Here is a 17,568-nt window from a genome sequence, read left to right as displayed (position 1 = left end):
GTCCGGGGCGGACGTCAGCGAGCCGTCCGGTTCGCTCGTGCGCGACGTGTCCAGGTGATGCCGAGGAGCGTGAAGACCAGCACCATGGCGATCGGGAAGCCGAAGAGCGGGATCGCCATGACCACCGGCCACGGCATCGCACCCTGGGCAGCAGGTGCGGTGAGCCACATGATGATCATCGCGACGAAGCAGAGCAAGCCGAGGATGATGATCCCACCGATCATGAACGCCAGAGCGCGTTCGGTACGATTGAACGTCACCGGGGGTTCTGCGGAGTCCTGCGGGTTCCCGGTTGATCGGGTCGGCTTGGCCATCGACCCAGGATATCCGACGCACCACGGCCGTACCACGACCTCGAGGAGTCCACGCATGCCCACCGGCAAGGTCAAGTTCTACGACGACGACAAGGGCTTCGGCTTCATCACCGGAGACGACGGCGACCAGGTGTTCCTGCACGCGTCCTCGCTGCCCGACGGCGTCGTGACCGTCAAGGCCGGCACGCGGCTGGAGTACGGCGTCGTCCAGGGCAAGAAGGGGTCGCAGGCGTTGTCCGTGCGGCTGCTCGAGCCCCAGCCGTCGCTGTCGCGGATGACCCGTCGCTCCGCGGACGACATGGCCGTGATCGTCGAGGACCTGGTGAAGGAACTCGACCGGATCAGCGGAGACCTCCGCCACGGCCGCTACCCGAAGAACGGCGATCGCATCGCCGCCATCCTGCGGCACGTCGCAGACCAGTTGGAGGCGTGACCCCATGACCGAGTCCGAGACAGCAGGGGCCGAGACGGCTCCCGACGCAGCGTCCATCGACGCAGCGTCCATCGACGCAGCGTCCATCGACGCAGCGTCCATCAACTACACCGACCTGGCGCGCGAGGCGTTGCTCGAGGTCACCCCGGAGTCGACCGTCGGTGCACCCGTCGGCACCGTGGACGAAGGGGACGGCGTCGTGTCCGTCCTGTTCGCCAACCGGCTGCCCGGCTACCCCGGGTGGCGGTGGACCGTCAGCGTCGCCAAGGTCGGTGACGACGAACCGACCGTGCTCGAGGTCGAGCTGATGCCCGGGGACGGCTCGCTCGTCGCGCCCGAGTGGGTGCCGTGGTCCGAGCGGCTGGCCGAGTACCGGGCCGCGCAGGAGCACGAGGGCGAGGACGGCGCCGAGGACGCGTCGGGCGAGGACTCCGACGACGAGGACTACGACGACGAGTCCGACGACGACGACGAGGACTCGGACGAGGACGACGACTACGACGACTCGGATGACGACGAGGACGACGAGGACGACGACGAGTCGGACGACGACGATGACGATGACGACGAGTTCGACGCCGACGAGGACGACCTCGACGAGTCGGACGACGACGACATCGAGGGTGTGGACGTCGATGCGCTCGCCGATGTGAGCGACAGCGACACTGACACCTCCGCCAGCTCGGCTGCCGAGGACGAGGCCCCGCAACCGCCCCGTCGCCGCCGTGCCCGCCGCGTGCAGCCGTTCGAGCCCGACGCCGATCTCGAGGTCGACCAGCTCGACACCGGCGAGGCCGACCCGGGCTTCCACCGCGCCTGACCCACCCGGAACGAGGACGGGCCCGGTACCACCGATCCGGTGGTGCCGGGCCCGTCCTCGTTCCGGCGGGTGTCCCCGACGTCAGCGCAGGGCGTCGATCGTGAAGTCGATCGCGCGCACGAGCTTCGCGACGTCGTCCGGGTCGATGGCGGTGAACGTCGCGACGCGCAGCTGGTTGCGGCCGAGCTTCCGGTACGGCTCGGTGTCGACGATGCCGTTCGCGCGCAGGGTCGCGGCCACGGCCTTGGCGTCGATCGAGTCGTCGAGGTCGATCGTGGCGACGACCTGGGAGCGAGCGGCGGGATCGGTGACGAACGGGGTCGCCCAGTCGCTGGCCTCGGCCCAGTCGTAGATGGTCGACGACGAGGTATTCGTGCGGAGGTCCGCCCACGCCAGGCCACCGGACTCGTTCATCCACCGCACCTGCTCGTCGAGGAGCAGCAGCGTGGAGATCGCCGGGGTGTTCAGGGTCTGGTTCAGACGCGAGTTGTCGACGGCGTTCTTGAGCGACAGGAACTCCGGGATGTACCGGTCGGAGGCGGCGATCCGCTCGATCCGCTCGATCGCGGCGGGGGAGAGGAGGGCGAGCCACAGGCCGCCGTCCGAGGCGAAGTTCTTCTGCGGGGCGAAGTAGTAGACGTCGGTGGCGCTGACGTCGAACAGGGCGCCACCGGCGGCACTCGTCGCGTCGACGACGGTGAGGGCGCCGGCGTCGCCGGTCGCGCGGACGACCGGGGCCATGACGCCCGTCGAGGTCTCGTTGTGCGGGTAGGCGTAGACGTCCACGCCCTCGACCGGTTCGAGTGCGGAAAGGGAGCCACCCGGTGCCTCGACGACGTGCGGAGCCTCGAGCCACGGGGCCGCTGCGGCCTTGGCGAACTTCGACCCGAACTCGCCGAAGGACAGGTTCTCGGCGCGGCGTTCGATGAGGCCGAACGCGGCGGCGTCCCAGAACGCGGTCGAGCCGCCGTTGCCGAGGACGACCTCGTAGCCCTCGGGGATCTGGAACAGGTCGGCGAGACCGGAGCGGACGCTGCCGACCAGGTCCTTCACGGGCTTCTGGCGGTGCGAGGTGCCGAGGATCGTGGCACCGCGCGTCACGAGGGACTCGAGCTGGGCGCCGCGGATCTTCGACGGTCCGCAGCCGAAGCGACCGTCGGTGGGGAGGAGTTCGGCCGGGATGACGATGTCTGCCATGCGCCGATCCTACCGACGACGATCCGCCTGCCCGAGCCCGTGTACCGGCCGGACGGGGAGGGTTCGACCCTCCCGCCCACCGCGTCGGATGACCCTTTCTCACGTGCACCCGGGCGCCGGTCGGTGTTCGTCGGTGCGAACAAGTAGTGTGGTCGGCGCTGGGCCCAGACATGAGAGGCGGACCGTGACCGATCTCGTCGACACCACGGAGATGTACCTTCGCACCATCCTCGACCTCGAGGAAGAGGCGATCGTGCCGCTGCGCGCGCGCATCTCCGAGCGCCTCGGACACTCGGGCCCGACGGTCTCGCAGACCATCGCCCGCATGGAGCGCGACGGCCTGGTCGTCGTCTCCGGTGACCGCCACCTGGAGCTCACCGACGAAGGTCGTTCCCGTGCCACCCACGTGATGCGCAAGCACCGTCTGGCCGAACGCCTGCTCGCCGACGTCATCGGACTCGACTGGGCCTTCGTGCACGATGAAGCCTGCCGGTGGGAGCACGTCATGAGCGAGCAGGTCGAGGTCCGCCTGCTCGAGATGCTCGGCAACCCGACCGAGTCGCCGTACGGCAACCCGATCCCCGGACTGGCCGAGATCGGTGGCCCCGCGGCCGCCGGGTTCCTCGACGGCGTCCAGAACATCGTCGCCGCGACCGAGGGCACCGACGCCGTCACGACCGGGGTGGTCCGACGCCTGGGCGAGCCCGTGCAGTTCGAACCGGAGCTCCTGCACCAGCTCCGCACCGCCGGCGTCATGCCCGGGCGCGTCGCGAGTGTGCAGCGTGCGGGCGCCTACGTCGCGGTCCGCGTCGAGGGCGAGGACTCGGGCATCGAGCTGCCCATCGAGGTCGCGCAGCACGTCTACATCGAGCGGGACTGACCGTTCCTGGTCCTCCCTGAGAGTCTTTACCGTTTCGTTACACACGGGGCGTTTGGTCTCGACACGGTAACGACGCCTCCGTACACTCGTCCGAGTCGCCGCGCTGCCCCTGAGCCGGAGACCCGTGGCAGGACGTCTCGAACCCGTCTCCTGCCTCGATCGGAAACGATGACGAACGGATGGGGTTGCACACCGCCGGACACCCACGGCGGCGTGATGACGAGACGTTGGAGACCCACCTCTTGACGCAGACCGGTACCGCCGCGGACGACCAGACGCCCGCGAACCCGACGAACACCGAGAACGCCACCACCGCCCCGCTCACCCGGCGGGCCGTGCGCGAGACCGAGGGCCGCCCGGTCAGCAAGGTCGTGCCGGTGCGCTCCGCCCCGCTGCCCGGTGGTCGTCGTGCCGCCCAGGCCGCGGCCGCAGCGAACACCGCCAAGGCCAGCTCGTCGTCGCGCAAGCGCAAGTTCCTCGCGCCGGTCGTCCTCACCGTGGCCGCCGGCATGTTCGGCACGGTCGCGGTCGCCCCGGCCTTCGCCGCGACGACCTCCAGCAACTCGACCGCCGTCGCCGACGCCCAGCGTCAGGTCCGTGCCACGGAGAGCCAGGAGCTGTCGGTCTCCGACGCCGTTGCGCTCGCGGACACGAGCCGTGACGGCTTCGGCGCGACCTCCACCGCGACGCTCGACGCCGAGAAGGCCGCAAAGCAGGCCGCCGCCGACCAGGCCGCCGCAGCCAAGGAAGCCGCCGAGCAGGCCGAGCAGACCCAGTCCGCCCGCGCCGCGACGGCGAAGCAGTACTCCTCGTACACCGGGCCCACCGCCGCCGAGTACGCGGCCAGCTCGTCCGCCGCCGACACCCCGTTCTCGCTGCCGGCCGTGGTCGCCACCGGCAAGCAGTACATCGGCACCCCCTACGTCTTCGGTGGCGCGGACCCGTCGGGCTTCGACTGCTCGGGCTTCATCATGTTCGTGTACGCCCAGTACGGCATCAACCTCGCGCACTCGGTGCCGCTGCAGGACCAGGCCGGCACCACGATCCCCGAGTCCGAGGCGCAGCCCGGTGACGTCGTCATCTTCAACAACGAGGCGCACGACGGCTTCTACATGGGGAACGGCATGATCATGGACGCCCCGAAGCCCGGTGGCTCCGTGCAGATCCGCCCGATCTGGACCAGCGACTACCACATCGTCCGTTTCGGCATCTAGCGACCACTGCCCCTCCGGCGTGTGAACTTCACCGGAACCGGCCCGCGCACCCTCGTGCCGGGCCGGTTTCTGGTTAACCTGACGCTGCACCGGTCCGCACCGGCGCGAACAGGAGACCCTCATGTCGATGTTCCGCACGACCCGCACCATGGGTCGGCGCGCGCGCGTCGACATATGGTCGAGCACAGCCTGCGTGCACGAGCACGCCCCTGCATGACGAGAGCACTGCCCATCCGGGTGGTGCTCTTCGTGGTTCCAGGGGTGTGAACAGGTCGTCCTCACCCGTTCGCGTCGTCGGTCCGACGCACCCGCAGCGCCTGGAAGCCGTCCAGGCACGTCGGAAGGGAACCCATGCGCACTCTCGTCCTCAACGCCGGTTACGAGCCCCTCGCGGTGATCTCGTTCCGACGAGCCCTCGTGCTGGTCATGAACCAGAAGGCCGCCATCGTCGCCGCCGACGTCGAACACCCGGTCACCGGGTCGACGTCGAGCTACGACCGTCCGTCCGTCATCATCCTCACCCGCTACGTGCGCATCCCGCACTCGAGGCTCGTGCCGGTGTCCCGTCGCGGTGTGCTGCGCCGGGACGGCAACCACTGTGCCTACTGCGGCCGGCACGCCACCACCATCGACCACGTGCAGCCGCGGTCGCGCGGTGGGCAGGACTCGTGGGAGAACCTCGTCGCCTGCTGCCTGGCCTGCAACAACACCAAGGGCGACCGCACCCCGCAGGAGATGGGGTGGCGCCTCCGGTTCCCGCCGAAGGTGCCGCACGGGTCCTCGTGGGTCGTGCGCGGCATCGAGCGCCCGCAGGCGGAGTGGGACGAGTACCTCGTGGCCGCGTAGCGGCCGCCGCGGCGCGCCGCGTGTCGGACTGGAGGCCCGTGGCGGGCACGGCCACGGGCCTCCAGTCCGTCCCGTCGCGCGTTCACGGCGCTCGGAGCGATCCGAGTTCGCACTACGCTGACGTGAGGACGAGTCACCACGTGCCCCGACGACCGAGACCCGCGAGGACAGCATGGCCGCAGGAACAGAGCGCTCGACCGACACGGCAGCCGGTCGGAACCCGTGGCAGCGGTTCTGGAACCGCGGCGGCTGGTGGCGCGCGGTGCTGGCCGTCGTCCTCTACCTGGCGGTCTACGAGGGGCTCGGCTGGCTGAACGCCCACACCCTCGCCAGCGGCATCACCGCGGACGAGGTGTTCGCCACACCCCGCGGGGTCATCGTGGGCGTCGCCCTGCCGATCATCGTGATGGGGCTGCTCACCCTGGTCTTCGTCCGCACGCTCGGATGGGGACGCGAGGTCTTCGGTCGCCAGCCACTGCCCGGACGCGGGTGGATGTGGATCGCCGTCGTCCTGCTGCTCGTCCCGATCGTGATCCGGCTCGTCGCGACGAACTGGTCGTCGTACTCGGTCTCCGTGGTCTTCGCGGTGCTCTTCCTCGGTCTCTGCATCGGGTTCGCCGAGGAGCTCATCGCCCGTGGCGTCGCCGTGAACCTCCTCCGACGCGGGCACCACACCGAACGCACCGTCGCGCTGCTGTCGTCGCTGCTGTTCGGGTTGATGCACGCCTCGAACGCCATCGGAGGGACACCGCTCGTCACGGTGGCCGTCACGGTCGTGTATACGTTCGGCGCCGGCATGATGTTCTACCTGTCGATGCGGGTCACGGGCAGCATCGTCCCCGCGATGCTCCTGCACGCGGCGACCGACCCGACCACGATCCTGGCGACCGGAGGCATCGACACCACCGCTGCAGCCGCCGGTGACGCCGGGCTGATCGGTTTCGCGGGGATCTTCAACTTCGCCTACCCGGTGCTCGCACTCCTGGTGCTCTTCTTCATCACGGGCCGTGCCAGCAGCCCCGAGACCGGGACCTCGACCGAGACCGACCAGCAGGGAGTGGCCGCATGACCGCCCCGGTCGATGGGCGTCGCGAGGTCCCGCGGCTGTTCTGGATCGCCCTCGTCGCCTGTGTGGTCTACGTCCTCATGGCCGCCGGGGTGGGGAACCTGCTCAGCGCCGTCGTCGACGGGGAGAACCACCCGATCGCGGACTGGCTCGCCGGCACCTGGATCCCGGTCGGCATCATGATCGTCGCCGGAGTGTTCTTCGCCCGACGTTCGGGTTGGTGGAGCGACATCTGGCGAGAACCGGCCGTCGCCGTCGGCCGCCCCCGGCGCTGGTGGTGGCTCGCCGCTCCGGTGCTGTCCCTCGTCTCGACAGTGATCCTGTACAGCCTCGTGCCGTGGTCCGAGGCGTCGGTCGGGATCATCGTCGTCGTGCTCATCGGTGCGCTCGGCGTCGGCGTCGGCGAGGAGCTGTTCTTCCGCGGGATACTCGTCACCGCGCTCCGCGCACACCACTCCGAGTTCGTCGTCCTCATCGTCTCCTCGGTGATGTTCGGCCTCGCCCACGTGGTCGGCTTCGTGATCGCCGGACTCCCGCTCGGCCTGGTCCTGTTCCAGGTGGCGTTCCTCAGCATGGACGGAGCGCTCTTCTACGCGGCCCGCCGCGCCACCGGGAAGCTGTGGGTGCCGATGCTCCTGCACGGGCTCAACGACGCCGCGCTGTTCCTGCAGACGGCGGGCCGCGACCACGAGGGCGCCGAGCCCCCGGCAACCACCGGAGTCATCGAGATCATCCTGATCGCGCTCTCGGTCGCGATCGCGATCAGCGTGGCGCGCGAGACACTCCGCAGCCGCCGGGAACGCCACACAACCACCGGCGGCGGCGAGACCGCATGAAGTGACCGCGACTGACGGGCATCGAGCGCCGGGGGGGGCGTCGAACGCAGCAGGTGACGGACGGGAGGCCCGTGGCGGACCCGCCACGGGCCTCCCGTCCGTCCGTCGAGCGTCGTCGGGCCGGACGCGCCACGGCGACGGACCGGAACGTTCGCAGAACGCCACCTGAACGCAGGCTCGCGCCTGTCCGGACAGGTTGGTGGCCGGGTGGGCCGCGCTGCTAGCGTCCGTCCCGACAGCGCCTAGGGTTCCGGGACTCCCCGTCCGACTGGTCCGAGCGGCGCCACGGTCCGCCACCGAACGCGGGCCGTCATCTGAACGGACAAAAGCCTGGAGGACCTCGCCCGTCGCGCCGCGCGCCGGGCAGAAGGTCCTGCCGTGACACCGCTCGCCGTCCTCCTCGTCCTGTCCGCCGCCGTCGCCCACGCGGGGTGGAACGTCATCGCCCACGCGGTGAGCCGGATCGGGATGCCGTTCCTGTGGCTCGGCGCGGTGTCGAGCGTGGTGGTCTGGATCGGTGTGGTCCCGTTCACCGGGGGATTCGGCGACGCGGACCCCAGCGGGTTCGTGCTCGGCGTCGCCGCGTCCGGGGTGCTGCACGTCCTGTACATGCTGGTGCTGCAGCGGGGCTACCGGGTCGGCCGGCTGTCGACGGTGTACGCCACGGCGCGGGGGACCGGGCCGACGATCAGCGTCGTCCTGGCGATCGTGCTCCTGGGTGAGCGCCCCCATTGGATCGCCCTGGTCGGCGGGCTCCTGGTGCTCGTCGGCGTGGTCGCCGTCGGGCTCGCCGACCGTGGGACGACGTCGACGGAGCTCCCGCGGAGGCGGATCGACCCCGGGCTCGTCGCGGGTCTGCTCACCGGGGTGGCGATCGCCGCGTACACGATCTGGGACGCCTACGTCGTCCGCGACCTCGGCGTCGCGCCGGTCGCGTTCATGGTCGGGTGCACGGCGGTCGAGGTCGTGTTCTTCGGACTCGCCCTCGGGTCGCGGCGGCGCGAGGTCCTGCCCGTGCTGCGGCAGCACTGGCCGCGGGTGCTCGCGTTCGGGGTGCTGTCGCCGCTGTCGTACATCCTCGTGCTGGTCGCGATCGGCATCGCGCCCGTGGCGCTCGTCGCGCCGATGCGCGAGGTGAGCGTCGTGCTCGTCAGCCTGTTCGGGGTGCTGGTGCTCCGCGAAGGCCGTGCGCTCGCCCGGGTCGGTGCCGCGGTGGTCGTGCTCGGCGGCATCGCGCTGCTCGCGCTCTGACGGCGACAGCGGCGGCGACGGCGACGGCGACGGCGACTGCTGCGACAGCGGCGGCCTGTCCGGACAGGTGCCAACCGAGTTCACCTGCCGTCCACGCCGCGTGTACCGGGACGGAACTCCGCTCCACCGGTCGGCTGCGACAGTTGCGGTCGTCCGCACCGGACCCGCCCCCCGAACCGCCCGAAAGGTCATCATGCCCATCTCCGCACGCAAGTCGCTCGTCGCGCTGGCCGGCGCCCTGGCCCTCGTCGCCACGCTCAGCTCCTGCTCCGCTGGCTCCACCGCCGCGACCGGTGACGGCAGCCCCGCAGGCGGCTCCGACGCCGTGCAGTACGCCGCGGACGAGAACACCATCGTGTTCGGCGTGGTCCCCGACTCCGTGGACACCGAGACGAACTACCAGCCGCTGATGGACTACATCGCGAAGGAGACCGGCAAGAAGGTCGAGTACCACGAGTCGACCGACTACGCCGCGCTCATCGAGGCGTCCGTCGCGGGCAAGATCGACGTCGCGTCGTTCTCCGGGTTCACCTACGTCACGGCGAAGAACAACGGCGCGAAGATCACCCCGATCTCCTCCATCATCACCGCCGAGGGGCAGAAGCCCGGGTACTACTCCGAGGCCATCGTGCCGAAGGACAGCGACATCGACTCGCTGAAGGACTTCGCCGGCAAGAAGGTCTGCTTCGTCGACCCCTCGTCGACCTCGGGCTACCTGTTCCCGAGCTACAACCTGCTCAAGGCGGGCGTCGACCCGAAGACCGACGTCACCCCGGTGTTCGCCGGCAAGCACGACGTCAGCGTCCAGAAGGTCGCGGCGGGCACCGAGTGCGACGCCGGGTTCGCCGAGGACAGCGAGGTCGAGAAGAACGACGACGTGCGCGTCGTCGCGAAGACGATGGTCCCCGGCGCCCCGATCGTCGTCTCCGACACCCTGCCGTCGGCCGAGAAGGAGACGCTGACGAAGGCACTGTCCGACGTCACCATCGACCAGATCATCGACGCCGGTGTCACCAGCGCCGACAGCGACGGCTTCCGCAGCGTCTTCTACGGCACCAAGCCCGTCGACGACGAGTACTACGACCTGATCCGCGACATCTGCAAGACGACGAAGTCGACCACCTGCCAGGCCTGACCCGGCGACCGCGAGACGGCAGCCCGAGGAGCACCATGACGAACCACGCACCGGTCGGCACCCCGGCCGTCGAGATCACCGGCCTGACGAAGCGCTTCGGCGACACGACGGCGTTGCGCGACGTGTCGCTGCGCGTCGGGCAGGGCGAGGTCGTCGTGCTGCTCGGGCTGTCGGGCTCCGGCAAGAGCACCCTGCTCCGGCACGTCGACGCGCTCGAGCTCCCGACGTCCGGCAGCGTCCGGGTGGACGGGACCGAGGTGCACCGCCTGACCGGGCGTCGTCTGCGCGAGCTGCGGAGTCGCGTCGGGTTCGTGTTCCAGCAGTTCGAACTCGTGCCGGCGCTCACCGTGCTCGAGAACGTGCTCACCGGAGCGCTCGCGACCCTCCGTGGCCCGCGGCTCGGCCTCTGGTCGTACCCGCGCGGCCTCCGTCGCACCGCACTCGGGCACCTCGACCGCGTCGGGCTGCTCGACCGCGCCTACCAGCGGGCCGACACCCTGTCGGGCGGCCAGCAGCAGCGCGTCGCGATCGCCCGATCCCTCATGCAGGACCCGACGGTGCTCCTGGCCGACGAACCGGTCGCCTCGCTCGACCCGGAGTCCAGCGGGCAGGTCATGCGCCTCATCCGCGAGATCGCCGCCGACCGCGGGCTGACGGTGCTCTGCAGCCTGCACCAGGTCGACCTGGCCCTGTCGTGGGCGGACCGGATCATCGGGCTCCGGCACGGCGAGGTCGTGCTCGACACCAGGACCGACGGCCTCGGCAAGGCGGAGGTCATGGAGATCTACGGGCAGGTCGCGACGAGCACCGACGAGTTCGCCACCATCGAGGCCGAGCTGCACGCACTCGACGCGGGGGAGCGGACCTCGTGACGACGCTCGACACCCGACCCGGAACCGCGGCGGCGCTCGCCGAGGACGTGGCCCGTCGGGCACCCCGCCGCCGGGTCTCGCCCGAGCGCACCGCTGCGGTGCTGACCCTCGTCGCCCTCGGCGTGCTGGCGTGCGTCGCGGTCGCGCGGGTCGACATCTCGATCCCGAACATCATCGCGTCGTGGTCGAACGCCGAGCACTTCTTCCAGCGTGTGGGCACCGTCCGGTTCCCGGCCGCCCCGGTGCTGCTGCAGCAGACCGCGCTCACCGTCGGGCTCGTCCTGCTCGGCACCCTGCTCGCCGCCGCGCTGAGCGTCCCCGTCGCGTACCTTGCGGCAGCGAACACCAGCCCGGGCCGCGGGTGGGTGGCCGCCGCGCGGTTCGTCAGCGTCCTGACCCGGGCCGTGCCGGACGTCGTCCTCGCGATGGTGTTCGTCCTGGTCTTCACGATCGGTCCCCTGCCCGGGATCCTGGCGATCGGCATCCACTCCGTCGGGATGATCTCGAAGCTCTTCGCGGACGCCATCGAGCAGATCGACGAAGGACCGCGCAACGCGATCCGGGCAGCCGGGGGGAGCCGTGCGCAGCAGTTCACCGCCGGGGTGCTCCCGCAGGTGCTGCCGTCGTGGGTCGCGACGATCCTGCACCGCAACGACATCAACCTGCGCGGGTCGGTCATCCTCGGGTACGTCGGCATCGTCGGCCTCGGCCGTGAGATGTCCTTCGCGTTCAAGTCGCTCGACTACTCACTCGGCATCGGGTACGCCATCGTCATCTTCGGCCTGTGCGTCCTGATGGAGATCGTCTCCAGCTCGGTTCGCGCCGCCATGCTCGGTGTGGCCCCGGCCGGGCGCGGCATCGGTGCCACGGCTGCCCGTCGGTGGATGCGTCGGCGGGACCGCCAGCGAGCCGAGGCCGTACCGGCCACGCAGCGACCGGTCGCTGCGACGGTCGAGGGCACCCTCCGTCGTCCGTGGACCCCCGTCCGGGTCCGGAACGGGATCTGGTGCTGGGTCGCCCTGGCCGTCGTCGTCGGCAGTGTCGTGGTCTGCGACATCGCCTGGGGTGACCTGGTCACCGTGTGGGGCAAGATCCCCGCCGTCGCCGTGCAGTTCTGGCCGCCGTCCTTCGGCAGCTACGGCGCCGGCATCATGTTCGGCGCGATGTTCGACACCGTCGCGATCGCCCTCGCCGCGACCGTCCTCGCGCTGCTGCTCTCGCTCGTCATCGGGTCCCTCGCCGCCCGCAACGTGGCCCCCGGGCGCGGGGTCCGGGGCGGCGCACGGCTGCTGCTCGTCGTCGTCCGCGGGATCCCGGAGACGATCCTCGCGGTCGTGCTCATCGTCGTGACGGGGCTCGGTGCGCAGGCGGGGACCCTCGCCCTGGCCTTCGGTGGCATCGGGCTCCTCGGCAAGCTGATCGCGGACTCGCTCGAAGAGGTCGCTCCCGGGCCCGAGCGCGCCGTCACGGCCACCGGCGCGGGTCGCCTGCAGCGCTACGCCTCGGCGACGGTGCCGCAGGGGTTCCGCGCGATGCTCGGGCACACCTTCTACCTGCTCGACACGAACATCCGTGCGGCGACGATCCTCGGCATCGTCGGAGGTGGCGGCATCGGCTACTACCTCCTCAATGCAGCGCAGGGATCGAACTACGCGTCCGTCACCGCGATCGTCCTGCTCATCCTGGTCACGGTGCTCGTCACCGAGGGCCTGGCCATGTGGCTGCGGCGGGTGTTCCGGTGAGCGCGACGGAACGGTACGACGTCGTCGTGGTCGGCGCGGGCATCGTCGGGCTCGGCATGGCCTACGAGGCACTCCGGCAGGGCGCCCGCGTCGCGGTGGTCGACCGTGCGGCCGCGGTCGTCGGTGCGAGTGTCCGGAACTTCGGGCACGCCTGCGTCACCCCGCAGACCGGGGAGGCAGCCGGCTACGCGCAGGAGGCACGCCGCCGCTGGCTCGCACTCGCGCAGCTCGCCGGGTTCACGGCGCGCGAACGCGGTGCACACGTCGTCGCCCGTCGCCCCGAGGAGCTGGCGGTGCTCGAGGAGTACCGCGACTCCGGCGCGGACCTGCGGCTGGCCGACGCGGCCGAGATCGCCGCGGCGGTGCCGGTCGATCCCGCTACGGCCCTCGGCGGCGCGCACCTCGCGCACGACCTGCAGGTCGACCCCCGGGAGGCGGCACCCGCGATCGCGCGCTGGCTCGCCGGGCAGGGGGTCACCTTCCACTGGCGCACCCCCGCGCTCGAGGTCACCACCGGCGCCGTCCGCACCGGTCGTGGCGTCGTGGAGGGGACCCGGATCATCGTCTGCACCAACCACGACCTCGACCAGCTCTTCCCGGAGCTCGCCGAGTCGATCGGTCTGCTCCGCTGCCGGCTCCACATGCTGCGTGCGACGATCCCGCTCGCCTTCCCGCTCGCCACACCGCTGCTGACCGGGTGGTCGCTGCTGCGCTACTCGGGGTTCGCCGCGATGCCCGGAGCGGGTGCCCTGCGGGACCGGCTCGCCGCCGACCTGCCCGAGGGGATCCGCTGGGACCTCAATCAGATGTACACGTCACCGCCGGACGGCAGCGTCATCGTCGGGGACACCCACGAGCGCGAGGTCGACGCGCCACCGTTCCAGGACGAGGACGGCTTCCGGCTGCTCGTCACCGAGACCGAGCGGCTGTTCGGTGCGCCGGTCTCCGTGGTCGACCGGTGGCAGGGCGTCTACGCCTCGGCCCCGGGGCGGGAGTTCCTCATCGACCGGCCGGTCCCGGGCGTCGACGTCGTGACGGTCACCACGGGCATCGGTATGACGACCGGCCTCGGCATCGCGCCGACGGTCCTCGGCTGACCCCGGCGGTCCTCGGCTGACCCCGGTGGTCTTCGGCGGGGGAGACCGTCAGTCGCGGAACAGCCGCTGCCGGCCGTCGCGCCAGACACCGACCACACGGTCCTCGCGCACGGCGACGAAGTCCGCACGGCGACCCGGTGCGAGGAGCCCCCGGTCCGGGAGCCCGACGTGTTCCGCGGGGTTCCGGGTGACCGTCGCGACGAGCTCGGCGAACGGTGCGACCCCGGCGGTGGCGGCCGCTCGCAGCCCCGGCAGCAGCGACCCGAGCTGGTAGTCCGACGCCACCACGTCGGCCCGACCGGCCGCGATCGCCGCGCGAGCGGACAGCCCGGAGCCGTGCGACCCGCCCCGCCAGAGGTTCGGGGCACCGACGACGACCCCGAGCCCGGCGTCGATCGCCGCGGCCGCAGCGCGCTCGGTGACCGGGAACTCCGAGATCCGGGCACCGAGCCGCCGAGCCTCGAGGACGGCCTCGGGTGTCTCGTCGTCGTGTGCTGCGACGACGACACCGGCCCGGTTCGCGAGTTCGGCGACGGCCGCTCGTCGGCGGCCGATGCCCTCGGCACCGGCGTGGAACGCCGCAAGGCGGGCATCGAGCACCTCGTCGTCGGCGCGGTCGAGTGCGCGGTAGGCCCGTCTCCAGGCGGCGACGGTCGAGTACTGGCCGCGTCCGGGAGTGTGGTCCATGTACGAGACCAGGGTGACCCGATCCGGGTGCGCCGCCACGAGCCTCCCGGCCGCCGCCACGGCGTCGTCGTGGGTGACGTCGACGCGCAGGTGCACGCGGACGTCGACCGGCAGGTCGGACGCGGCGACCGCGTCGAGGACGGCGGCGGCGTGCTCGGCGCTGCGCGCCGGAGCCGTCGCGTGCTCCACCGAGCAGCACAGCAGGGCGGTCGTCACGCCGGCGAGCAGGGCGTCGGCGGCGAAGGACTCGAGCGCGTGCCCGAGCGGCACCGGGACGCCGGGGCGCGGCTGCTCGAAGCGGGACAGCGAGTCGGCGTGCAGGTCGACCAGCCCCGGCAGGACGTCGACGTCGCCGAGGTCGACCGCCGGTCCGTCCGACGCCTCGACGACCACGTCGTCGCGCACGGCGAAGGACGAACTCGGCGTCCCGCCGTCGCCCCGGTGGACACGGGCAGCGGTGAAGGTCGTCACGCAGCCATCACACCACGGCGACCGCGGGGTCGACCCCGCGGCGCAGGAACCCGTCCGACGGCGGTGTCGTGACGGCGTGCCCGACCGCGTCGAGGCCGACCGACCGCTCGACCAGGTCCGCGAAGGGCAGCCCGCTGCGCGCGAGGAAGGCCACCGCGGTCGCGAGGTGCCGGGGCGCGTAGTTGTGGACCCCGACGATCCGGTTCAGCCGCCGCACGATCTGCTCCGGGTCGATGGTCACCGCACGGCTGGTCGAGACCGCGCCGACGAGCACGGCGACACCGTCGACGTCGAGGGAGTCCACCGCCGCCTCGACCGCATCGGGGTGGCCGGACAGCTCGACCGCGACGTCGAAGGACCCGATCGCGTCACCCGGGGCGACGGCCCGCGCCGCGCCGAAGCAGACCGCCCGGGCACGTCGTCCGGCGTTCGGGTCGGAGACGGTCACGGTGGCACCCGCGTCGACGGCCATCGCGACGGCGGTGATCCCGAGCATGCCGGCACCGGTGACCAGGACCCGTGCGCCGTCGAGCGGTCGCTGCGCGGCGTCGAGTGCCGCGGCCACGGTCGCCGTGGCGCAGGCCGCCGGCGCGGCGACGGCCGCGGGCACGTGCGCGGGGACGACCGCGATCGCCGTGCCGGGGAGCAGGACGCAGTGCGTGGCGAAGCCGCCGTTCAGCGTCCAGTCCGCGGTGACGGCCTCGTGGCCGTACTTCCGCAGGGAGCGGCACTTCTGCGGGATGCCCGACGCGCACCGGTCGCAGTCGCCGCACGACGCGGCGACCGACCACACGACGCGGTCACCGACCCGGACCGGCTGTCCCTGGACGGTGGTCGGCGGCACGGCATCGACCGCGACGACGCGGCCGACCTGTTCGTGGCCGAGGACACTCGGCGTCGGACCCGGACGGTGGCCGAGTGCGGTGTGCAGGTCGCTGCCGCACACGGTGGCCAGCTCGACCTCGACGAGCACACCGCCGTCCGGCAGCGTCGTCGACGGCAGCGACTCGACGGTGACCGGGGCGCCGACGCCGTGCCACAGGGCGTACCGGGCGTCGGCGCGCACCGGCGTCACGCCAGGACCCGGGCGGCGTCCTCGACCTCGGCGAGCACCGACGGCACCTCGGTGACCGAGTCGAGGACGTGGGTGTGCTGGACGGTCGCGAAGTCGGCGTCCTGGTGCGTCCCGGTCCGCACGCCCGCCACGACGGAGGCGCCGGCACGGTGGCCAGTGAGCAGGTCGGCGACGGTGTCCCCGACGACCGCCACGTCACGGACGTCGTCGGTGCCGGTCCGGAGCACGGCGGCGAGCACCATGTCCGGGTACGGGCGCCCGCGGCCGGCGTCGGCGGGGGAGAGCGCGAGGTCGATCAGCGGCCGCCAGCCGAGCAGGTCGAGCACCGCGTCGCGCGTCGCGGGCGAGAACCCGGTGGTCAGCGCGATCCGTCGCCCCGCTGCGCGGAGTGCGACGAGCGTCTCGACGGCGCCGTCCACCGGCCGCACGCCGCGGTCGAGGGTGCGGGCGTACGCGCGCTCGAACGCGGTGTTCGCAGCCTCGGCACGGTCGCCGTCCCCGTCGAAGAGTGCCGTGAACACGGCGATCTTCGACTGGCCCATGGTGTCGACCGCGTACTGCACCGCACGGTCGTGCTCCGAGCTCCCGTGCTCGAGGCCGACGTCGGTGAGCGCGGTGCGGAAGGCATCGAGGACGACGCCACCGTCGTCGACGGTGGTTCCTGCCATGTCGAGGCAGACGAGCGAGATCATGGGACTCCTGGGTTCGTGCCGTCACGCCGGGACCGGCGCGGTCCGACCAGCGTCGGAGCGCCCCGTGGCGGGCAGACGGTGCGCAGGTGTCCGCCAGGTGAACGACGCCGGGAGGCTCGTCACGGCCTGTCCGGACAGGCATGCGGTCCGCCAGGGGGACCGGCTACAGTCCGAGCGTGCCGGAGACCCGATACCTCGACATCGCCGCCGCCCTGGAGGGCGAGCTGGCCGATCTGCCGATCGGCTCGCGGGTGGCCAGCGAGGCGGAGCTGGCGGCGCGGTTCGGCGTCGGGCGGTCCGCCGCCCGGGCAGCGCTGCAGCACCTGCAGCGGCGTAACCGCATCCGCCGGGTGAAGGGCGTCGGCAGCTTCGTCGCACGCCGCATCGACTACCTGATCGGTTCGCGGGCGGCACCGTCGTGGAGTCACACCGTCCGCGCCGCCGGTGGCAAGCCGTCGAGCGTGACGCTGTCGTGTGCACTGGTCCCGGTCCCGCCGCGCATCGCAGAGTCCCTCGACCTGCAACCGGGCGCGCCCGTGCACCGCCTGACCCGGCGCTCACTGGTCGACGGGCTGCCGGCTGCGTGGGGCGTGGAGTGGGTCCCGCCGGCGATCGTGCCCGAGCTCGCCGAGGCGCTGCAGGTCAGTGACTCGCTGTACGAGGTGCTCCGGCAGGTCGGACGGTCCGTACCGCACCGCCGCTGGGTCCGTGCGACCGCCGACGTGGTGTCCGAGGACGTCGCCCGGCACCTGGACCTCGACGAGGTCACGCTCGGCTGGTTCATCGAGAGCCTGACGTCGGACCGCGACGACGAGCGACCGCTCTGCCTGAGCGAGCGGTGGATCCGGGCGGACGCCATCCGGGTGTTGTTCGAGGCCGGTCGGGACGCACCGCTGACCTGATCGGCTGCGGGCTTCCGTTCGTCGGTGGCGCTGACTAG

At 71.7% G+C, this 17,568-nt stretch carries 18 protein-coding genes; 13 read left to right on the top strand and 5 right to left on the bottom strand.

Annotated elements, in window-relative coordinates; all coding sequences use genetic code 11:
- Positions 1 to 14 precede the first annotated feature (14 nt).
- Positions 15 to 314: a hypothetical protein gene (locus ACZZ9K_RS08565; protein WP_071244038.1), complete on the bottom strand. Its 300-nt coding sequence runs from the start codon at positions 312 to 314 to the stop codon at positions 15 to 17.
- 55 nt (positions 315 to 369) lie between these two features.
- Between ACZZ9K_RS08565 and ACZZ9K_RS08560 the strand changes: the two genes are divergently transcribed.
- Together ACZZ9K_RS08560 and ACZZ9K_RS08555 are read left to right on the top strand one after the other, a co-directional pair.
- On the top strand, positions 370 to 747 hold the full coding sequence (locus ACZZ9K_RS08560; RefSeq protein ID WP_017888041.1) for a cold-shock protein: 378 nt from the start codon (positions 370 to 372) through the stop codon (positions 745 to 747).
- 4 nt (positions 748 to 751) lie between these two features.
- A complete protein-coding gene (locus ACZZ9K_RS08555) occupies positions 752 to 1,567 on the top strand; it encodes a DUF3027 domain-containing protein (RefSeq protein ID WP_463443838.1) in 816 nt (271 codons plus the stop codon).
- 81 nt (positions 1,568 to 1,648) lie between these two features.
- Here the strand turns inward: ACZZ9K_RS08555 and serC are convergent, their stop codons facing one another.
- A complete protein-coding gene (serC, locus tag ACZZ9K_RS08550) occupies positions 1,649 to 2,764 on the bottom strand; it encodes a phosphoserine transaminase (RefSeq protein ID WP_463443837.1) in 1,116 nt (371 codons plus the stop codon).
- A gap of 184 nt (positions 2,765 to 2,948) precedes the next feature.
- Between serC and ACZZ9K_RS08545 the strand changes: the two genes are divergently transcribed.
- From ACZZ9K_RS08545 to ACZZ9K_RS08500, 10 genes are all read left to right on the top strand, one after another.
- Positions 2,949 to 3,644: a metal-dependent transcriptional regulator gene (locus ACZZ9K_RS08545; RefSeq protein WP_071244044.1), complete on the top strand. Its 696-nt coding sequence runs from the start codon at positions 2,949 to 2,951 to the stop codon at positions 3,642 to 3,644.
- A gap of 227 nt (positions 3,645 to 3,871) precedes the next feature.
- A complete protein-coding gene (locus tag ACZZ9K_RS08540; protein ID WP_463443836.1) occupies positions 3,872 to 4,858 on the top strand; it encodes a C40 family peptidase in 987 nt (328 codons plus the stop codon).
- Positions 4,859 to 5,209: 351 nt separating this feature from the next.
- A complete protein-coding gene (locus ACZZ9K_RS08535; protein WP_027466591.1) occupies positions 5,210 to 5,704 on the top strand; it encodes an HNH endonuclease in 495 nt (164 codons plus the stop codon).
- A gap of 172 nt (positions 5,705 to 5,876) precedes the next feature.
- Positions 5,877 to 6,773 (top strand): CPBP family intramembrane glutamic endopeptidase, encoded by an 897-nt coding sequence (locus tag ACZZ9K_RS08530; RefSeq protein ID WP_463443835.1) that lies wholly within the window; start codon positions 5,877 to 5,879, stop codon positions 6,771 to 6,773.
- Positions 6,770 to 7,606: a lysostaphin resistance A-like protein gene (locus tag ACZZ9K_RS08525; RefSeq protein WP_463443834.1), complete on the top strand. Its 837-nt coding sequence runs from the start codon at positions 6,770 to 6,772 to the stop codon at positions 7,604 to 7,606. The genes ACZZ9K_RS08530 and ACZZ9K_RS08525 overlap by 4 nt, the downstream gene beginning before the upstream one ends.
- 378 nt (positions 7,607 to 7,984) lie before the next feature.
- On the top strand, positions 7,985 to 8,857 hold the full coding sequence (locus ACZZ9K_RS08520; RefSeq protein WP_463443833.1) for an EamA family transporter: 873 nt from the start codon (positions 7,985 to 7,987) through the stop codon (positions 8,855 to 8,857).
- Between the two features lie 193 nt (positions 8,858 to 9,050).
- Complete coding sequence (locus ACZZ9K_RS08515; protein ID WP_173032965.1) at positions 9,051 to 9,992, top strand: phosphate/phosphite/phosphonate ABC transporter substrate-binding protein; 942 nt, start codon at positions 9,051 to 9,053, stop codon at positions 9,990 to 9,992.
- A 35-nt stretch (positions 9,993 to 10,027) separates the two neighbouring features.
- Complete coding sequence (phnC, locus tag ACZZ9K_RS08510) at positions 10,028 to 10,864, top strand: phosphonate ABC transporter ATP-binding protein (RefSeq protein ID WP_463443832.1); 837 nt, start codon at positions 10,028 to 10,030, stop codon at positions 10,862 to 10,864.
- Positions 10,861 to 12,606 (top strand): PhnE/PtxC family ABC transporter permease, encoded by a 1,746-nt coding sequence (locus ACZZ9K_RS08505; RefSeq protein WP_463443831.1) that lies wholly within the window; start codon positions 10,861 to 10,863, stop codon positions 12,604 to 12,606. The genes phnC and ACZZ9K_RS08505 overlap by 4 nt, the downstream gene beginning before the upstream one ends.
- Entirely contained in the window at positions 12,603 to 13,703 is a 1,101-nt protein-coding gene (locus ACZZ9K_RS08500; RefSeq protein ID WP_463443830.1) for a TIGR03364 family FAD-dependent oxidoreductase, read from the top strand. Before ACZZ9K_RS08505 ends, ACZZ9K_RS08500 begins: the two co-directional genes overlap by 4 nt.
- 48 nt (positions 13,704 to 13,751) lie before the next feature.
- Here the strand turns inward: ACZZ9K_RS08500 and ACZZ9K_RS08495 are convergent, their stop codons facing one another.
- The 3 genes from ACZZ9K_RS08495 to ACZZ9K_RS08485 are packed head-to-tail and all read right to left on the bottom strand — an operon-like array spanning position 13,752 to position 16,628.
- A complete protein-coding gene (locus tag ACZZ9K_RS08495; RefSeq protein ID WP_463443829.1) occupies positions 13,752 to 14,861 on the bottom strand; it encodes an alpha-D-ribose 1-methylphosphonate 5-triphosphate diphosphatase in 1,110 nt (369 codons plus the stop codon).
- A 7-nt stretch (positions 14,862 to 14,868) separates the two neighbouring features.
- Positions 14,869 to 15,936 (bottom strand): alcohol dehydrogenase catalytic domain-containing protein, encoded by a 1,068-nt coding sequence (locus ACZZ9K_RS08490; RefSeq protein ID WP_463443828.1) that lies wholly within the window; start codon positions 15,934 to 15,936, stop codon positions 14,869 to 14,871.
- Positions 15,933 to 16,628 carry an HAD family hydrolase gene (locus ACZZ9K_RS08485; RefSeq protein ID WP_071244062.1) on the bottom strand — a complete coding sequence of 232 codons (696 nt, stop codon included), beginning with the start codon at positions 16,626 to 16,628 and terminating at the stop codon, positions 15,933 to 15,935. The genes ACZZ9K_RS08490 and ACZZ9K_RS08485 overlap by 4 nt, the downstream gene beginning before the upstream one ends.
- A gap of 176 nt (positions 16,629 to 16,804) precedes the next feature.
- Between ACZZ9K_RS08485 and ACZZ9K_RS08480 the strand changes: the two genes are divergently transcribed.
- Complete coding sequence (locus ACZZ9K_RS08480) at positions 16,805 to 17,530, top strand: GntR family transcriptional regulator (RefSeq protein WP_463443827.1); 726 nt, start codon at positions 16,805 to 16,807, stop codon at positions 17,528 to 17,530.
- The last annotated feature ends 38 nt before the right edge of the window (positions 17,531 to 17,568 follow it).

This window comes from Curtobacterium sp. AC268, from assembly GCF_979258745.1.
This window is presented reverse-complemented; position numbering and strand designations above follow the sequence as displayed.